Source organism: Bradyrhizobium sp. Cp5.3, from assembly GCF_000426265.1.
GTDB lineage: Bacteria > Pseudomonadota > Alphaproteobacteria > Rhizobiales > Xanthobacteraceae > Bradyrhizobium > Bradyrhizobium neotropicale.
Genome location: NZ_AUFA01000014.1, coordinates 159,398 through 176,451, shown reverse-complemented (window position 1 = coordinate 176,451; position 17,054 = coordinate 159,398). Strand labels below are relative to the sequence as shown.

General features: G+C 64.8%; 16 protein-coding genes. 7 read left to right on the top strand and 9 right to left on the bottom strand.

Translation table 11 applies throughout. The features are described 5' to 3' along the window. Window positions 1–10 precede the first annotated feature (10 nt). A complete protein-coding gene (locus tag K289_RS0122025; protein WP_027553522.1) occupies window positions 11–316 on the bottom strand; it encodes a YMGG-like glycine zipper-containing protein in 306 nt (101 codons plus the stop codon). A 145-nt stretch (window positions 317–461) separates the two neighbouring features. Further along, the gene (locus K289_RS0122020) at window positions 462–836 is read right to left on the bottom strand and encodes a hypothetical protein (RefSeq protein ID WP_027553521.1); all 375 of its coding nucleotides are present in this window, start codon (window positions 834–836) and stop codon (window positions 462–464) included. A gap of 281 nt (window positions 837–1,117) precedes the next feature. On the opposite strand from K289_RS0122020, the gene K289_RS0122015 reads away from it, so the two are divergent. Then, window positions 1,118–2,491: a peptidoglycan-binding protein gene (locus K289_RS0122015; RefSeq protein ID WP_027553520.1), complete on the top strand. Its 1,374-nt coding sequence runs from the start codon at window positions 1,118–1,120 to the stop codon at window positions 2,489–2,491. Window positions 2,492–2,603: 112 nt separating this feature from the next. Here the strand turns inward: K289_RS0122015 and K289_RS0122005 are convergent, their stop codons facing one another. The 7 genes from K289_RS0122005 to K289_RS0121975 form a co-directional block, all read right to left on the bottom strand. Beyond that, window positions 2,604–3,878, bottom strand: coding sequence for an RNA polymerase sigma factor (locus tag K289_RS0122005; protein WP_027553519.1), 1,275 nt, complete (start codon window positions 3,876–3,878; stop codon window positions 2,604–2,606). 31 nt (window positions 3,879–3,909) lie between these two features. Next, window positions 3,910–4,317: a YciI family protein gene (locus tag K289_RS0122000; protein ID WP_027553518.1), complete on the bottom strand. Its 408-nt coding sequence runs from the start codon at window positions 4,315–4,317 to the stop codon at window positions 3,910–3,912. A 101-nt stretch (window positions 4,318–4,418) separates the two neighbouring features. After that, a complete protein-coding gene (locus K289_RS0121995) occupies window positions 4,419–5,111 on the bottom strand; it encodes an AprI/Inh family metalloprotease inhibitor (protein WP_027553517.1) in 693 nt (230 codons plus the stop codon). Next, the gene (locus K289_RS0121990; protein ID WP_027553516.1) at window positions 5,111–6,100 is read right to left on the bottom strand and encodes a 2-hydroxyacid dehydrogenase; all 990 of its coding nucleotides are present in this window, start codon (window positions 6,098–6,100) and stop codon (window positions 5,111–5,113) included. The genes K289_RS0121995 and K289_RS0121990 overlap by 1 nt, the downstream gene beginning before the upstream one ends. Next, entirely contained in the window at window positions 6,100–6,918 is an 819-nt protein-coding gene (locus tag K289_RS0121985; protein WP_027553515.1) for an ABC transporter permease, read from the bottom strand. Before K289_RS0121985 ends, K289_RS0121990 begins: the two co-directional genes overlap by 1 nt. Next, complete coding sequence (locus tag K289_RS0121980) at window positions 6,915–7,730, bottom strand: ABC transporter ATP-binding protein (RefSeq protein WP_027553514.1); 816 nt, start codon at window positions 7,728–7,730, stop codon at window positions 6,915–6,917. Before K289_RS0121980 ends, K289_RS0121985 begins: the two co-directional genes overlap by 4 nt. Window positions 7,731–7,740: 10 nt before the next feature. Beyond that, window positions 7,741–8,763, bottom strand: a complete 1,023-nt coding sequence (locus K289_RS0121975) for an ABC transporter substrate-binding protein (RefSeq protein WP_027553513.1) — start codon at window positions 8,761–8,763, stop codon at window positions 7,741–7,743. A 151-nt stretch (window positions 8,764–8,914) separates the two neighbouring features. Here K289_RS0121975 and K289_RS0121970 point away from each other — a divergent pair, with 151 nt between their 5' ends. The 6 genes from K289_RS0121970 (at window position 8,915) to K289_RS0121945 (ending at window position 16,972) form a co-directional block, all read left to right on the top strand. Beyond that, window positions 8,915–9,721 carry a creatininase family protein gene (locus tag K289_RS0121970; protein WP_027553512.1) on the top strand — a complete coding sequence of 269 codons (807 nt, stop codon included), beginning with the start codon at window positions 8,915–8,917 and terminating at the stop codon, window positions 9,719–9,721. Between the two features lie 139 nt (window positions 9,722–9,860). Further along, the gene (locus K289_RS0121965; protein ID WP_027553511.1) at window positions 9,861–10,124 is read left to right on the top strand and encodes a hypothetical protein; all 264 of its coding nucleotides are present in this window, start codon (window positions 9,861–9,863) and stop codon (window positions 10,122–10,124) included. Between the two features lie 303 nt (window positions 10,125–10,427). Continuing rightward, window positions 10,428–12,491 carry a carbohydrate porin gene (locus tag K289_RS0121960; RefSeq protein ID WP_084788676.1) on the top strand — a complete coding sequence of 688 codons (2,064 nt, stop codon included), beginning with the start codon at window positions 10,428–10,430 and terminating at the stop codon, window positions 12,489–12,491. Window positions 12,492–12,507: 16 nt separating this feature from the next. Continuing rightward, window positions 12,508–14,241 (top strand): ABC transporter permease subunit, encoded by a 1,734-nt coding sequence (locus tag K289_RS0121955; RefSeq protein WP_027553509.1) that lies wholly within the window; start codon window positions 12,508–12,510, stop codon window positions 14,239–14,241. Window positions 14,242–14,254: 13 nt separating this feature from the next. Then, the gene (locus K289_RS0121950) at window positions 14,255–15,568 is read left to right on the top strand and encodes an AAA-associated domain-containing protein (protein ID WP_027553508.1); all 1,314 of its coding nucleotides are present in this window, start codon (window positions 14,255–14,257) and stop codon (window positions 15,566–15,568) included. A 108-nt stretch (window positions 15,569–15,676) separates the two neighbouring features. Then, window positions 15,677–16,972 (top strand): hemolysin family protein, encoded by a 1,296-nt coding sequence (locus tag K289_RS0121945; RefSeq protein ID WP_027553507.1) that lies wholly within the window; start codon window positions 15,677–15,679, stop codon window positions 16,970–16,972. Window positions 16,973–17,054 lie beyond the last annotated feature (82 nt).

The window sequence follows — 17,054 nt, the reverse complement described above, 5'->3', positions numbered from 1 at the left end:
TCGTAGCCGCTCAGTAGCAATACCGGGAATCGACGCGGACGTAGTAACCGTCGGGACGCTGCATGTAGCAGCCGCGCTGGTAGGCGTAGTAGCCTGAGCGGCGCCGCTCGCCTTCGGAGGCGATCGCAGCACCCGTGCCGGCGCCGACAACGGCGCCGATTGCGGCTCCGCGGCCGCCGCCAAGCGCGCCGCCGAGGATCGCTCCGCCGACGCCGCCGATGATGGCGCCGCCGACGGCATCCTGCGCCGCGGCCTCGTGGACCGGCATCGCCATGGCAACCGTCAGACACGCCGCAATTCCAAGACCACGAAGCATTTTGAGCTCTCCCTGTGCTGACGCCAGTCATAGCGTCCGACGCGGGTTCCAGCCAGAACAATCATCGCCATTTGAGGACTGACGCGCCACGCGGTGTCGCCGGAGGGCTCAGAGCAGATGCGGTCCGGCGGGGCGGAATTCCCGTTCAGGGACTGATCCAGCGTTGCACGGCTTCGGCCGTGTCGGCGGGGGTCGTGTTGAAGCAGATCGCGGCGCCCGGCGCGAGCCCATGCACGAGGTTGAGCACCTTCTCGAACAGCAGGAGCCGCTCCCTCGGCTCGCGCAGGCCGGCGCCGATGACGACGCAATCAAAACTCTCGTCGCGCAACGCCGCCGTGACGGCGGCTTCCGCGGTGGCATCGAAATCGATCAGGCAGCTCGTGACCTCGAAGCCGAGACCGCGTAGCCGCAGCAATTGCGCCTCGATGTAGTTGCGGACGAGCTCGGGCGTGAACTGCGGGAATGCGCTGTAGTCGACGCTGCCCGGCTCGATGCCGATCGCAAGAACGCGCTTGGCCATGCGGGGCTCCCGGCGGGATCATCTCCGTCGATAACAGATGACGGGTTCGGCCGGTTCCCGGATTCCGGCATCTTCCCGGCTTTGGTCGCGCGGCAGATTGCGGCTTTTGATCGCAGCGATATCAGCGATTTCGCGCCGGACGTGTAAGCCATTTCACACGCACTCGCGCAGGCAGCCTGCAACATTGCGCCCATTACGCCGAGAGCTCCGGCCGTGACGACGGTCCGCAGCTCAGACGGCACATAGACCCATACAATTTTAGCATTTCGCGGGAGCGGGAAATGGTATCATTTCAGAGCTTGAAAAGCGAATATGAGAGGAATTGGACCAATCTTCAGATCCGGCCCTCACGCCTCGACGATGCGAACGCGGTGGCGCATCGGGCGATTAACGGTAAGACGGCCTATCAGCAGATCGAGCAACGCACCGGTGTACCCTGGCATTTCGTTGCCCTCTGCCACTATCGCGAGTCCAATTTCGATTTCGACACCTATCTCGGCAACGGCCAGTCGCTCAACCGCGTGACCACCATCGTGCCGAAGGGGCGCGGCCCGTTCAGCTCGTTCGTCGACGGCGCCGTGGACGCGCTGAGAATCCAGGACTTCGTCGGCGCAACGGACTGGAGCGCCGCGCGCACCCTGTTCCGGCTCGAGGCCTTCAACGGCTTCGGCTATCACGCCAAGGGCGTCAACTCGCCTTATCTCTATGGCGGCTCAACGCTCTACGGCCCGCCCGAGGCGAGGCCCGGCAAGTTCGTCCGCGACCACGTGTTCGATCCGAGCAACGTCGACTCGCAACTCGGCACCGCCGTGATCCTGCACGCGATGATGACGCTCGATCCCTCGATCACCCTTAACGGCAGCCCGCCGGGCGCGGGCAATCCCGAGCCCGATGACGAAATGGCGGCGACGGTTCTTCTGATGCAGCAGGCGCTGAACCGGCTCGGCGCCAATCCGCCGCTCGCCGAGGACGGCATCAGCGGGCCGAGAACCAAGGCAGCGGTCTCGCGATTTCAGCAGCAGAACGGCATCAAGGATTCCGGCTTGCTCGATGCCGCCACCATTGCCGCCATCACGCGGGCGTCCCAGCCGGTCACCGTGATGCCACCCGTGGATATGTCGCAGATCCTGATGCGGCTGGAGGACCTCGCGCAGCTGGTGCGGCCACCGACAGGAGGCACGGCACCGGGCGGCGTCACAACGGCGACCAACGATCCGATCAGCCTGTTCGAACGCCTCTTCTCCCTCATCAACAAGCAGGCTCCCATGCCTGGAACAGTCACTCCGACCAACCCCGCTCCCGTCGACCAGTTGAAGCAGGTCGTCGAGATGCTCGGCACATTGCTCAACAACAACGGCAAGCCCGTGCTCGGCCAGGTCAATGGCGCGCTCGGCGAGACGATCGGCAAGCTCCTCGACGGCAGGAAGACCGCGCTCGGCGTCGGCGGCACGCTCATCACCGCGCTGCTCTCGGCGGTGACGGCAAGCCCCGATGCGGGAGGCCTCGCCGGACTGTTCGGAACGATCGTGTCGGCCGTGCCGGGCCTCGGCCAGTTCGCCATGCCGATCTTCCTGGCGCTCTCGGCCTGGGGCGTGCTCGGCAAGCTGGAGAAATGGGCACAGGGCACCGCGCCGCCGCCCAAGCCGGTGACCTAAAGCGCCGACCCGCGCGAGGCGGCGCGCCTACTGACGCAGCATGATCAGCGGATCGGCGGTGTCGGGAACGCGCCGCCATTGCGCGTTGTCATCGCAGCGGCTCCGGCGAGGCTCAAGCCGTGCCGTCGACATCGGCCATGGCTGCCGCGCGTCGTTCCATCAACACGCGCTCGCGCGCATTGGTCGCAAGACGGGCAGCGGTCTCGAACGATACGCGCGCCTCGGCGAAGCGGCCGAGCCTTTGCAGGAGGTCGCCGCGGACAGCCTGGAGATGGTGATACGCCCTGAGTGCCGGCTCATCCGCGATCAGGTCCACGAGATCGAGCCCGGCCTGTGGCCCTTCGGCCATGCCAAGCGCGACCGCCCGGTTGAGCTCGATCACGGGCGAGCGCACCAGCGCCGCAAGCTGACCATAGAGCTCCGCGATGCGTCGCCAATCGGTGGCTGCGGCGCTCTCGGCCGTAGTGTGACACGCGACGATCATGGCCTGCAGCGTGTAGAACCCGCCGGCACCGCCGAGCTCGCGCGCGCGATCGAGCGCGCGAAGGCCGCGGCCGATCTGGAGCCTGTCCCAGAGCCTGCGATCCTGGTCCATCAGCAGGATGGGCTCGCCATCGATGCCGGTGCGGGCCCGCGTCCGCGCGGCATTCAGCTCCATCAGCGCCGTGAGACCGTGCACCTCCGGCTCGAGCGGCGCGAGCCCAACCAGCACCCGCCCCATGCGCAGAGCCTCGTCGCAGAGCTGCGGCCGCAACCATTCCTCGCCGCGTGAGGCCGCGTAGCCCTCGTTGAAGATGAGATAGACGACCTCGAGCACCGAGGCGAGACGCTCGGAAAGCGCCTCGCCGCTCGGGGTCTCGTAGGCGAGGCCCGACCGCGAGAGCGTGCGCTTGGCGCGGACGATGCGCTGGGCGATGGTTGCCTCCGTGACCAGGAAGGCGCGTGCGATCTCATCGGTGGTCAGGCCGCATATCATGCGCAGCGCCAGCGCCGCGCGGGCCTGCCGCGGCAGCAGCGGATGACAGGCGGTGAAGATCAACCGCAGCCATTCGTCATCGATGTCGTCGTCGAGGGCGGCGTCGAAATCCGGCATCGCTTCCTGCTCCTGCATCAGGTCGCGCGTCAGCACCTCCTGCTTGCGGGTGAGCATTTTGGCCCGGCGCAAATGGTCGAGCGCACGGCGCTTGGCTGTCGCAACCAGCCAGGCGCCGGGATTGTCCGGCACTCCGCTGAGCGGCCAGGCTTCCAGCGCGGCAACCAGTGCGTCCTGGGTCAATTCCTCCGCAAGCGGCACGTCGCGCAGCATGCGCGACAGCGTCGTGATCAGCCGCGGCTGCACGACGCGCCAGGCGGCACGGATCGCACGATCGGTGTCGGCGGCCGTCATCGCCGCCGACTGAGACGAGCGATGGCACCCATCAGGCGTGGGCGGCCGCCCTGGACCGCGCGTCGATCCGGCAGGCCTCGTCCATGTCCGGCGTGGCGAATGCCCGCAATTCGCAGGTACCGTCCCAGCCCGGCATGTGGTCGAGGTGCAGCTGCATGAATTCCTTCGCCATGGCCAAGGCTTCCTCCTTGTCACGCAGCTCGAAGATGGCGTAGCCGCCGATCACCTCCTTGGCCTCGACGAAGGGACCGTCGATGACGCTGAGCTCGCCGTCGACGATCCGCACCCGTGCGCCGGTCGAAAGCGGCATCAGGCCGCCATTGTCGATCATTCGACCGGCCTTGATCTCCCGCTCGGATATTTTCTGCATGGCCTCCATCAGCGCCGGGGTCGGGGCAGCCATCGGCTGGCTGGAGGTGACGATGTACATGAAGCGCATGAAAAACTCCCTTGGCGCGAGCAGCAGCCGCTCCGGCCGCAAACCGGCTCGCTATGGATGTGACGATCGAACCCCAGCCGAATCGACATCCGCGGGGAAAATTATTGCCGCAGCATGATCAGGGGATCGGCGGTGTCGGGGACGCGGCGCCATTGCGCGTTGTCATCGGCCTCGAACTGCCAGGTCTCGCCGGCCTTCGACATCAGGATGATCTGGCCGCGCTCGAGCCGCCATTGCGTCGGATTGAACTGCGCGATGGCGGGATCGCATTTCGGCTTGAGGAAGACCTGGAAATTATCCGGGCCCGCTTCGGTGTTGGTCAGCGTCAGGCCGCAAACCGGCTGGCCGTTGCCACGCACCATGGCCCAGTCGCCGATCATCTGGTCCATCGACTTGGCCATCGAGCGGGCTGCGGCGAGGTCTTGCAGGATGTAGACGCCCTCGCCCTGCCGCAGGCCTTCGAAGATCCCGGCCTCGACCTCGGTGAAGTCGATCACGGCTTCACCGGTCGCATCCTGCAGGCGAACGATATCGAGGCCCTTGACGCTCCAGGCGACGATGTCCTTGGTGAACGGCAGCGCGGTCCTGCAGGCCGGCTCCAGCTCGAGCTTGAAGCCGTGACCAGCGGCATCGCCCTTGAGCGTGACGACGCAGGTCTTGCTGCGCTCGGTGGTCGAGAGCTCCCACTGCCCGACCATGTCTTTCTTCAGGGTCGTCGCATCCTGCGCCCGCGCAGGGCTCATCGCGGCGATACATGCCGCGATGGCCAATGCAGCGACCCGAAGAGCTGTCATCAGCGGCCCTTCGCCGGAGTTTCCGCCACCGGCGTCAACGGCGCCTTGCCGGCAAACCAGGTCTTGAGATTGTCGACCACGAGCTGGTCCATCGCATTGCGCGTGACCACCGACGCCGAGCCGATATGTGGCAGCAGCACGACGTTCTGCATCGCCTTGAGCTCGTCGGGCACGTTCGGCTCGGCCGCGAACACGTCGAGGCCGGCGGCGAGGATGATGCCGGACTTCAGCGCCTGGATCAGCGCCGGCTCGTCGACCACCGAGCCGCGCGCAACGTTGACCAGCACGCCGCGCGGCCCGAGCGCCTTGAGCACTTCGGCATTGATCATCTTGTTGGTGCTGGCGCCGCCGGGCACGATGACCATCAGCGTGTCCACGGCCTTCGCCATCTCGATCAGGTCGGGATAGTGCTTGTAGGAGACGTCTTTTGCCGGATTGCGCGAATGATAGACCACCGGCACCAGCGAGGCGTCGAGCCGGCGCGCAATGGCCTGGCCGATCCGCCCCATGCCGACGATGCCGACCTTGCGGTCGCGCAGCGAACCGACGCTGAGGGGATAATTCTGCGTCTGCCACAGGCCGGAGCGCACGTAGCGGTCGGCCTTGATGAACTCACGCAAGGTCGCGAGCAGAAGGCCCATCGCGACGTCGGCGACTTCTTCCGTCAGCACGTCCGGCGTGTTGGTGACGATGACGTTGTGCTCGCGCGCATAGGCCGTATCGATGTGGTCATAACCGACACCGAAGCTCGCCACCATCTCCAGCTTCGGGAAGTGCGACAGCGAATCCTTGTCGGCACGCACGGTGTGATAGGTCACCGCGACGCCGCGGATCTTTTCGCGAACCGCCGGCGTCAGCCGTTCCAGATCGGCCCGCGTCTCGGCCTTGTGCACGACGAAATGATCGGAAAAACCGTTGTCGAGGATCGGCCGCACCGGCCCATAGATCAGGAGGTCGATCTTTTCGGACGAAATCGAACCGGTCGTCATCAGCTTTCCTTTCCAAGCGCGCTTTCATGCCAGCGCCGTAAAACGAGGTGCGAAATTAGCGCCAGCAACCCATAAATGACAATCCCGGCAAGCGACAGCAAAAGCAGCGCTGCGAACATGCGGGGTATGTTGAGACGGTAGCCGGATTCGGCGATCCGATAGGCGAGCCCGGACCCTGCCCCGGCGGTGCCCGCCGCAATTTCGGCCACGACGGCACCGATCAGCGACAGTCCGCCGGCGATGCGCAGACCGCCGAGGATATAGGGCAGCGCCGATGGCAGTTTCAGAAACCGCAGGGTCTGCGGCCCGGATGCCTCATAGAGGTGGAACAAGCCGGCAAGGTTGCGATCGACCGAGTTCAGCCCCAGCGTGGTGTTCGACAGCACCGGGAAGAAGGCGACAATGAAGGCGCAGACGACGACCGCGGTCTGCTGCTCCAGATAGATCAGGAGCAGCGGCGCAATCGCGATCACCGGCGTGACCTGGAGCACGACGGCGTAGGGGAACAGCGAATATTCAACCCATTTCGACTGGTTGAACAACAGCGCCAGCGCAATGCCGCCGATGCTCGCCGCCACAAAACCCTCAAGCGTGGTGAGCAGCGTGGTGGCGAGCGATTGTGACAGCACCGCCCAATCGTTGATCAGCGTCAGGAAGATGGCCGACGGTGCCGGCAGCACGTAAGGCGGGACCTCCTTGACGCGAACCACAAGTTCCCAGGCAGCCAAGCCCGCGGCAAAGACGATGACGGGAAGCACGAAGCGGACCGCGCGCTGCGCGGCCGACGGCTTTGCGGGGGCGGAGGACTGCGCGCTCATAGCATCGACTGTCCCGAATAGGACGGCGCAAGCGCCGCCGACACCTTGCGGCAATAATCGGCATAAGCCGACGAGGTGCGGAATTCCTCGCCGCGCGGTTCGACCGTCTCGATGCGGATGTCGGCCTGGATGCGACCGGGCCGCGCCGTCATCACCACGACGCGCTGCGACAGGTAGACGGACTCGAACACCGAATGGGTGACGAAGATGATGGTCTTGCCCAGGCCCCGCCACAGCGCGAGCAAATCGTTGTTGAGGCGAAAGCGCGTGATCTCGTCGAGCGCGGCGAAAGGCTCGTCCATCAGGAGAATGTCGGGATCGGTGACCAGCGCGCGCGCCAGCGACACCCGCATCTTCATGCCGCCGGAGAGTTCGCGCGGAAAGGCATCGGTGAATTCGGCAAGCCCGACGCTTGCGAGCGCCTCATCGACACGGGCGCGGGCCTCGGCCTTCGGCACGCGCGCGAGCTTCAGCGGCAGGCGTACGTTTTCGCGCACGCTGGTCCAGGGCATCAGGGTCGGCTCCTGGAACACGAAGCCGATGCCGTGGCCCGGCTGCGCCGCGCCCTCATGGCGCGACACCCGCACCGTGCCGGACGAGGGCGCACCTAACCCCGCGATCAGGCGCAGCGCGGTGGACTTGCCGCAGCCGGACGGTCCGAGCAGCGAGATGAACTCGCCCTTGCGCACGGCGAGATCGAACGGGCCGAGCGCCATGACGCCGTTGTCGTAGGTCTTCGTCACGTCGCGCAGGCTGACGGCCAGCGCCGTCAGGCCGGCCTCGACCCCGGACGAAATTTTGACGTCTGACATGGACCTTGCGTTACGGCTTGGCGGGGCGCAACTCGACGCCGACGCCCTTGTTGACGAAGCGCAGCGTATAGGACTTGCGATAGTCGATATCGCGCTTCACGACACCGGCCTTGACCATCTTGTCGAAGAACGAGGTGTAGCGCTCGTCGCTCATTGCGCCGATCCCGTTCTTCAGGGAGTCGCCGGAGTCGACGATGCCGTACTCCTTCATCTTGGCAACGGAATAGGCGAGCAGCTCGTCGGTCATCTCCGGATTGAGCTTCTTGATCATGGCATTGCCGGCGGAGTTGTCGCCGTAGATGTAATTGTTCCAGCCGACGATGGAGGCATCGACGAAGCGCTGCACCAGATCGGGCTTCTTCTCGACCATGTCGTGGCGAGTCTCGATCAGGGTCGAATAGGTGTTGAAGCCGTAATCGGCGAGCAGGAGCACGTTGGGCTTGAAGCCGGCCGCCTTCTCCACCGCGAAGGGCTCGGACGTCACGTAGCCCTGCATCGCGCTCTTCGGATTGGCGATGAAGGGCTGCGGATTGAAATTATAGGGGCGGACGTTCTTCTCGCTGAAGCCGTATTCGGATTTCAGCCACTGGAAGTAGCTGGTCATGCCCTCCTTGGAGACGAACAGCGTCAGCGGCTTGAGGTCCTCGATCTTTGCGACCTTCGCATCCGGATGCGTCAGCATCACCTGCGGATCCTTCTGGAAGATCGCGGCGATCGTGACCACCGGAACGTTGTTGGTGATCGCATCGAACGACATCAGCGTGTTCGCAGCCATGAAGAAATCGATCTTGCCGGCGATCAGCAGCATCCGGTTGTTCTCGTTGGGCCCGCCGGGAACGATGGTGACGTCGAGGCCGTAGCGCTTGTAGGTGCCGTCGGCAACCGCCTGGAAGAAGCCGCCATGCTCGGCCTCGGCGACCCAGTTGGTGCCGAAGGTGACCTTGTCCAGGGTCTCGGCGCGCGCCGGGAGAAGCGACGCGAAAGCGGCCAGCAAGCCCGCCGTTAACGCTCGCCGCAGATGAGAGGGGGTCATAATGGCACTCCGTCGATCGCTTCTAGCCGATGCCAAACCAACGCGATAAAACCGCAAGAAGTTCGGGGACGCGAGCCGGCCCGGCCCGCGTCCCCTGATAACACCAAACTACGTGACAAATTCGCGCAAAGAAACCTCCAAAGAAAACGCTATGACGCCTTCCCGCGACTGGACCGAAATCTCCTGGGCAGACGCCAGCCCAGCGGAGGTTGCCCGCTGGATCGCGGTGCTGCCGCTGGCGGCGACCGAGCAGCACGGCCCGCATCTGCCGTTTGAGACCGACGTCCTGATCGCGGACGCTTATCTGGCGCGCGTGCGGGAGCTGTTGCCCGCGAATATCCCGGCGACTTTCCTGCCCGTTCAACCGGTCGGAATTTCCACCGAACATATCGACTATCCGGGCACGTTGACGCTGCCGACCGACGTTGCGCTCAAGGCCTGGACCGGACTTGGCGAAGACGTCGCGCGGCGCGGCGTGAAGAAGCTCGTCATCATCACCAGCCATGGCGGCAACAGCGCGGCAATGATGCTGGTGGCGCAGGATCTTCGCGCGCATCAGAAGCTGTTCGTGGTGACGACATCGTGGTCGCGGCTATCTGGCGCGGACACGTTGTTCCCGGCCGAGGAAGTACGCCACGGCATCCATGGCGGCGCGGTCGAGACCTCGATCATGCTGGCGCGCTATCCCGATCAGGTGCGCGAGGATGCGATCGCGGATTTTCCCGCGAGCAGCATCGCGATGGAAAAGCAGTATCGCTGGCTGTCGACGCAGCGCCCCGCGCCGTTCGCCTGGCAGGCGCAAGACCTCAACACGAGTGGTGCCGTCGGCAATGCGACGCTGGCCACGCCGGAGAAAGGCGAAAGGCTTCTCGGCCAGGGCGCGCGCGCCTTCTGCGAGCTGCTTGCCGAGGTCGATAACTTCGACGTGAGCAGGCTCGCCAAGGGCCCGCTCGGCTAGCCCGCATCCATCTGGAAACATTCAGGAAAGCGTTGGTCTCGATGGTCGCATCGGGCGGCTTCGAACCGGACGCGGCAAGCCCCCGTCCAATTGGGCACGCGGGCCACAACGAACCGCCTCAACCCGGATGGAGTTTCACATGTCGATCAAGACCAAAATTGCCGCAGTCGCTCTCGCTGCCCTCGCCGTCACCGGCAGCATCGTCACCACCACCTCGCAGGCCGAAGCCAAGCCGCTCGGCTGGGGCTGGGGTGTCGGCGCCGGCATCGCCACCGCCGCCATCGTCGGCACCGCGATCGCCGCCAGCAACGAGCCCTATTACTACGGCTATCGCCGCTGCGGCTGGGTCGCCCAGTACAACGCCTTCGGCCAGTACGTCGGCCGCGTTCGTACCTGCTACTGATTTGAGGACCTGAGGCCGATCTTAAGTGGATCCTGCGTCCGACACGGGCGCCTCATCCACCCCGTGTCGTGCCCCCGACCCGCCCGGTTGTCCCCCCCGGGCGGGTCATCCATTTTCGGGCCCGGAGTTTGTTGCAGCGCTGTCACACAAGGATGCGAACCATCGTCTGCGGCAATCCCTGCCAGTTGCTATTGCGAATTACTCGCAATAAGGTCCACAACAAGCGCAGGGACTTGGGAAGAAATCGCGCCGAGCCAGGATCATTTGCTCGGTTCGGGTGAACAACCAGAACCTGATGACAGGATGGCCGCGAATCGGCAGGGATGTCCGAGCGGTGGGGCACATTTGCGTCTGGGGGACGTGCGTTTGACGTTGAGAGGTCACCGACAGCGGGTCTTGGGAACAGCCGCCGCAATCAGCGTACTGATCCTGCCCGCCACAGGTCTTGCAGCTGACCTGCCGCTGAAAGCCCGGGCGGCAAGAACTCTCTATGACTGGACCGGTTTCTATGTCGGCGGCCATTTCGGCTATGGCGATGCGAGCTTCGGGCAGAGCACCCATCCGCTGCCGGAGCAGGGCGTGTTCCTGCCGCACAGCGCGACCGGACTGAACGGCGGCTATCAGCTCGGCTACAATCGCCAATTCGCCAACAACGTCGTTCTCGGCATCGAGGCGGATGCCACGTTCCCCGGCCCGCTGGATACGCCGGCGCTGGGCCGGGACCCTCAACCTTTCAACACCACGATCGACTATGTCGGCACCGTGCGCGGCCGCATCGGTTACGCGTTCGGCCGCTTGATGCCCTATGTCACCGGCGGCGTCGCCTGGGGACACACCCATGTCGACATCAACGACCCCGGCGGCGCCAACATCATCGCGCGCTCCGGACACTACCAGGCGGGTTGGACGGCCGGACTTGGTCTCGAATACGCCGTCAGCGGCAACTGGACCGCAAAGGCCGAGTACGAATATGTCGATCTGTCGCGCCACACTTACGATCTGAGCAGCTTCGGCTTCAACAATGTCAACGTCGAGCCACGCATCCACCTGTTCAAGCTCGGCCTGAACTATCAGTTCGGCGACACGCCGTGGGTGCCGTCCGTCGACGGCAAGACGAAACTGCCCGAATCCAACGACTGGAATGTCCACGCGCAAACGACGTTCCTGCCGCAGGGCTATGGGCCGATCCACTCGCCCTATGCAGGTCCGCAAAGCCTTCCCGGCGGCGGCCAGCTGCAAGCGACGTGGACGACGACTGCCTTCCTGGGCGCGCGCCTGTGGGACGGCGGCGAGTTCTACTTCAACCCCGAGCTGGCACAGGGCTTTGGCCTCGCCGGCACGCTCGGCCTTGGCGGCTTTTCCAACGGCGAAGCGCAGAAGGCCGGCGCGGCATTCCCGAAGATCCGGCCGCAACGCTACTACCTCAAGCAGACCTTCGGCCTCGGCGGCGAGCAGGAAGAGGTCGCCGACGCGCCGAACCAGCTCGCAGGCAAGCGCGACATCGACCGCGTCACGCTGATCGTCGGCCGTTTTGCCGTCGGCGATTTCTTCGACGGCAATGCTTACGCCAAGGATCCGCGCGCCGACTTCATGAACTGGGCGATGTGGGCGTCGGCGGCTTACGACTTCCCGGCCGATCTTCCCGGCTATACCCGCGGCGCCGTGGTCGAGCTGAACCGCAAGGACTGGGCGATCCGCGCCGGCCTGTTCCAGGTGCCGGCCGCGCCCAACAGCGACGTGCTCACCTTCAAGACAGGCGGCACGGTGGTCGAGTTCGAAGAACGCCATGCGATCTTCGAGCAGCCCGGCAAACTGCGCGTCGGCGTCTTTGCCAACAGCGGCAACACCGCCAACTACCGCGACGTGCTGGACCTTGCTGCGGCAAATCCGGCGCTCGACATCAACGACATCGCCACCGCGACCCAGCGCACCCGGCCCAAATACGGCTTCTACGTCAATCTCGAGCAGCAGATCGTCAAGGACGTCGGACTGTTCGCGCGCGCAAGCTGGAACGACGGCCACAACCAGATCCTGTCCTTCACCGACATCGATCGCAGTCTCTCCGGCGGTGTCTCGATCAAGGGCAGCCGCTGGGGACGGCCGGACGACACCGTCGGCATCGGCGGCGCGATCAACGGGCTCTCGCCCTCGCATCGCGATTTCCTGGCCGCGGGCGGCTTAGGTCTGCTGATCGGCGACGGGCAGCTCAACTATCGCAACGAAAGCATTCTCGAAGCCTACTACGCCTATTCGGTGATCAAGAACGTCACCCTGACGGCCGACTATCAGCTCGTCGTCAATCCCGCCTACAATGCCGACCGTGGCCCGGTCTCGATCTTCTCGGGCCGCCTGCACGCGGAGTTCTAGCCCAGGGATGGGCCGTATGAAGCCACGAGATTTACGTGCGGCCTCGATCGGCCGGGCGCTGCGCCCCAATGTCTGGGACGTTGTGGCACTGGTCCTGGTGATCGGCGCCATGGTGCTGATCGTCTATGGCGGCGAGCAGACCACCGCGCCCCTGTCCGAGCTCGAACGCACGCCGGTCTCGCTCGATCCGGCAAACCTGCCGCTCTATGCGCTACGCACGGTCCTGAGGATGCTGCTGGCGATCGTTTGTTCGACGGTTTTCACCTTCATCTACGCGGCGATCGCCGCCAAGAGCCGGCGCGCGGAAATGGTCATGATCCCGGTGCTGGACATCCTCCAGTCGGTGCCAATCCTGGGGTTCCTGACTTTCACCGTCGTCTTCTTCATGAACTTGTTTCCGAGTCAGGTGCTCGGCGCCGAGCTTGCCTCGGTGTTCGCAATCTTCACCAGTCAGGCCTGGAACATGACGTTCAGCATGTATCAGTCCATGCGCAACGTGCCGAAGGATCTGGAAGAGGCCACGCAGAGCTTTCACTTGTCGGGCTGGCAACGCTTCTGGCGCCTCGATGTGCCCTTCGCGATGCCCGGACTGATCTGGAACGCAATGATGTCGATGTCGGGAGGCTGGTTCTTCGTCGTCGCTTCGGAAGCGATCACGGTCGGCAATACCACGGTGACCTTGCCGGGAATCGGCTCCTATGTCGCGCTGGGCATCCAGCAGCAAGATTTGCCCGCGATCTTCTACGCCATCCTGGCGATGCTGCTCGTCATCATCGCCTACGATCAATTGCTGTTCCGCCCCATCGTCGCCTGGGCCGACAAATTCCGCTTCGAGCAGACGGCGTCCGGCGAGGCGCCAGCTTCCTGGGTGCTCGACCTGTTTCGCCGGACCCGGGCGCTGCGCGCTCTCACGCTTCCCTTTTCGGCGGTCAACCGCGCGATCTCGAACTTCCGCATTCCGCTGCCAAAACAGCGGCCGGCGACCAAAGCCAAAGGCCGGCCATCGCGGCTGATCGACGGGGTCTGGATCGCGCTCATTCTCGCCGGGACCGCCTACGCGGGCTGGCTGACCTATCATTACCTCTCGGCAAGTCTCGGCCTGCCCGACGTCCTCATCGTGATCCGTGACGGGCTGATCACGCTGTTGCGCGTCGTCGTCCTGATCAGCCTCGCAACGCTGATCTGGGTGCCGGTCGGCGTCTGGATCGGTCTGCGTCCGAAACTGGCCGAACGCATCCAACCGCTGGCACAGTTTCTCGCCGCGTTTCCGGCCAATCTCGCCTTTCCCGTCTTCGTCGTCGCCATCGTCAGCTTCAGGCTCAACCCCAATTTCTGGTTGAGCCCGCTGATGATCCTGGGCACACAATGGTACATCCTGTTCAACGTCATCGCGGGCGCCAGCGCCTTTCCGAGCGATCTGCGCGAGGCCGCCAGCAGTCTCCACCTTGGTGGATGGCGGTGGTGGTTCAAGGTGATCATTCCCGGAATCTTCCCCTATTACGTCACCGGCGCGATCACCGCTTCCGGCGGCTCCTGGAATGCGTCGATTGTCGCGGAGGTCGCGAGTTGGGGCGACACGCATCTGAAGGCAACCGGGCTCGGCGCCTATATCGCTTCCGCGACGGAGGCCGGCGACTTCCCACGCGTCGTTCTCGGAATCGCCACGATGTGCATCTTGGTGACGTTGTTCAATCGTCTGGTCTGGCGGCCGCTCTACGCCTTCGGCGAGCGCCGCCTGCGGCTCGGGTGAGGAGGAGGCCATCATGCTCGATAAAGCTTCTGCCCTTATCGATATTCGTGGTGTCTGCCGGTCCTTTCCGAAGGGCAGCGGCGAGGAGCTGTTGGTGCTGGAGAAGGTCGATCTGACCATCCGCTCGGGCGAGATCGTCGGCCTGCTTGGCCGTTCCGGCTCCGGCAAGTCTACATTGCTGCGGATCATCGCCGGTCTGGTGGCTCCGTCCTCGGGACAAGCAACCTGTCGGGGCGAGAGCATCATCGGGCCGCCGAACGGCGTCGCCATGGTGTTCCAGTCATTCGCGCTATTTCCCTGGCTGACGGTGCTGCAAAACGTCGAGCTTGGGCTCGAAGCGCTCGGCGTGGATGCCACCGAGCGCCGCACGCGCGCGCTGGCGGCAATCGACCTGATCGGCCTCGATGGGTTCGAATCGGCCTACCCCAAGGAACTCTCGGGCGGCATGCGCCAGCGCGTCGGCTTTGCCCGGGCGCTGGTCGTACATCCGGACCTGCTCTTGATGGACGAGCCGTTCTCGGCACTCGACGTGCTCACCGCCGAGACGCTGCGTACGGATCTGATCGATCTCTGGATCGAGGGCCGGCTGCCGATCAAGTCGATCCTCATGGTGACGCACAATATCGAGGAAGCAGTCTTGATGTGCGATCGCATCCTGGTGTTCTCATCGAATCCAGGTCGCGTCGCCGCCGAGATCAAGGTGGATCTCACGCATCCGCGCAACCGGCTCGATCCGCATTTTCGCCAGCTCGTCGACAGCATCTACGCACGCATGACCCAGCGGGCGGAGCCCAAGGCGCCCGCCATCGAAGGCATCCCCGGCTCCGGCGTCGGCATGACCCTGCACCACGTGTCCTCCAACGTGCTGTCCGGCCTGATCGAGACACTGGCGGGGGCGCCCTATCACGGACACGCTGACCTGCCGGTGCTCGCGAGCCAGCTTCAGCTCGAGGCCGACGAGATCCTGCATCTCGGCGAGTCCCTGCAGCTGTTGCGGTTCGCTCAGCTGAGCGAAGGCGACCTGATGCTCACCGAGGCGGGCAAACGCTTCGCCCATCTCGAGACCGACGCGCGCAAGAGGCTGTTCGCCGAACACCTCGTCACTTACGTTCCGGTGATGGGGCTGATCCGCCGCGTGCTCGACGAGCGCCCCTCGCACACCGCACCCGCGGCGCGCTTCCGCAACGAGCTCGAGGACTATATGTCCGAAGACTATGCAGACGAGACGCTGAAGACGGTGGTGTCCTGGGGCCGTTACGCCGAGCTGTTCGCCTATGACGAGCAGTCCGAGACGTTCAGCCTGGAAAACCCCGGCGAGAGCGTCTGAATTTCGCCTGCGACAATTTGATCGGAACCGGGCAAACCGCGCAGTGATTGGCTATATTAGGCCCTCGGCCGGGCGTCCGCCTGACCGGACCTCAACCCATTGCGCTCGATGCTCTCTGTCGAACTCATCATCGTCGTCGTCCTGATCGTCATCAACGGACTGTTGTCCATGTCCGAGCTGGCGGTCGTCTCGTCCCGCCCTGCCCGGCTCTCGCTGTTGGCCGCCAAGGGCGTGCGCGGCGCCGAGCGGGCACTGACGCTCGCCGCCGATCCCGGAAAATTCCTCTCGACGGTGCAGATCGGCATCACGCTGGTCGGCGTGCTCTCGGGCGCCTTCTCGGGTGCGACGCTCGGGCAGCGGCTGACGCAATGGCTGGTCGAGCTCGGCATGTCGTCCGGCATTGCCGACATCGTCGGCGTCGGTATCGTCGTTACCCTCATCACCTATGCGACGCTGATCGTCGGTGAGCTCGTGCCGAAGCAGGTGGCGCTGCGCGACCCCGAGAGCATCGCGGTCAAGGTCGCGCCGGCAATGCACTGGCTGGCGCGGATCTCGCTGCCGCTCGTCGTTCTGCTCGATCTCTCCGGCAGGCTGATCCTCACGCTGCTCGGCCGCGGCGGCAAGGCGGAGGAGAAGGTGTCGGAGGACGAGATCCATCATCTCGTCAGCGAGGCCGAAAGCGCGGGCGTGCTGGAGCCCGGCGAGAAGGAGATGATCGCCGGCGTGATGCGGCTCGGCGACCGTCCGGTCGGCGCTGTCATGACGCCGCGCACGGAGGTCGACGAGATCGATCTCAACGACGATCAGGAGGCGATCCAGGCGCTCATTACCAAAAGTCCGCATTCGCGCTTTCCAGTCTGCGACGGCGACCGCGACAAGCCGATCGGCGTGCTTCAGGCCAAGGATCTGCTCGTCGCCTACATGCGCGAGCGCGCGCCCGATCTACGCGCGCTGGTGCGCGAGACGCCGATCATTCCGGCCTCAGCAGATGCGCGCGACGTTCTCGCAATCCTGAAGGCTGCGCCGGTGCATATCGGTCTCGTGCATGACGAGTATGGCGCCTTCGAGGGCGTGGTGACGGCGGCCGACATTCTCGAATCGATCGTCGGCGCGTTTCATTCCGAGGAGGGCCCGCCGGAGCCGGCCTATGTCCAGCGGGCGGACTCCTCGCTGCTGATCTCCGGCTGGATGCCGGTCGACGAATTCGGCGAGCTCCTCGGCATCGAGCTGCCGCCACACCGCTACAACACCGTCGCGGGCCTCGTGCTGCAACATTTCAACGTGCTGCCGAATGTCGGCGATGCCTTCGACCTCGGCAACTGGCATGTCGAGGTGGTCGATCTGGACGGCCGGAGGATCGACAAGATTCTGGCGAGCCGGAGGGATGCGCAGGCGGCCGCGTGAGGTGGGCGTAGAGTAAGGCGCCGCACCGATCTCCGCTCGTCGTCCCGGACAAGCGCAGCGAAGCGGAGCGCAGATCCGGGAC

Excerpts from the sequence above, each read along its gene's own strand:
- K289_RS0121955 (WP_027553509.1), top strand. The coding sequence starts at position 12,508 with ATGAAGCCACGAGATTTACGTGCGGCCTCGATCGGCCGGGCGCTGCGC.
- K289_RS0121985 (WP_027553515.1), bottom strand. The coding sequence starts at position 6,918 with ATGAGCGCGCAGTCCTCCGCCCCCGCAAAGCCGTCGGCCGCGCAGCGC.
- K289_RS0121960 (WP_084788676.1), top strand. The coding sequence starts at position 10,428 with ATGGCCGCGAATCGGCAGGGATGTCCGAGCGGTGGGGCACATTTGCGT.
- K289_RS0122025 (WP_027553522.1), bottom strand. The coding sequence starts at position 316 with ATGCTTCGTGGTCTTGGAATTGCGGCGTGTCTGACGGTTGCCATGGCG.
- K289_RS0121970 (WP_027553512.1), top strand. The coding sequence starts at position 8,915 with ATGACGCCTTCCCGCGACTGGACCGAAATCTCCTGGGCAGACGCCAGC.
- K289_RS0121950 (WP_027553508.1), top strand. The coding sequence starts at position 14,255 with ATGCTCGATAAAGCTTCTGCCCTTATCGATATTCGTGGTGTCTGCCGG.
- K289_RS0121965 (WP_027553511.1), top strand. The coding sequence starts at position 9,861 with ATGTCGATCAAGACCAAAATTGCCGCAGTCGCTCTCGCTGCCCTCGCC.
- K289_RS0122000 (WP_027553518.1), bottom strand. The coding sequence starts at position 4,317 with ATGCGCTTCATGTACATCGTCACCTCCAGCCAGCCGATGGCTGCCCCG.
- K289_RS0121990 (WP_027553516.1), bottom strand. The coding sequence starts at position 6,100 with ATGACGACCGGTTCGATTTCGTCCGAAAAGATCGACCTCCTGATCTAT.
- K289_RS0121975 (WP_027553513.1), bottom strand. The coding sequence starts at position 8,763 with ATGACCCCCTCTCATCTGCGGCGAGCGTTAACGGCGGGCTTGCTGGCC.
- K289_RS0121945 (WP_027553507.1), top strand. The coding sequence starts at position 15,677 with ATGCTCTCTGTCGAACTCATCATCGTCGTCGTCCTGATCGTCATCAAC.
- K289_RS0121980 (WP_027553514.1), bottom strand. The coding sequence starts at position 7,730 with ATGTCAGACGTCAAAATTTCGTCCGGGGTCGAGGCCGGCCTGACGGCG.
- K289_RS0122005 (WP_027553519.1), bottom strand. The coding sequence starts at position 3,878 with ATGACGGCCGCCGACACCGATCGTGCGATCCGTGCCGCCTGGCGCGTC.
- K289_RS0122020 (WP_027553521.1), bottom strand. The coding sequence starts at position 836 with ATGGCCAAGCGCGTTCTTGCGATCGGCATCGAGCCGGGCAGCGTCGAC.
- K289_RS0121995 (WP_027553517.1), bottom strand. The coding sequence starts at position 5,111 with ATGACAGCTCTTCGGGTCGCTGCATTGGCCATCGCGGCATGTATCGCC.
- K289_RS0122015 (WP_027553520.1), top strand. The coding sequence starts at position 1,118 with ATGGTATCATTTCAGAGCTTGAAAAGCGAATATGAGAGGAATTGGACC.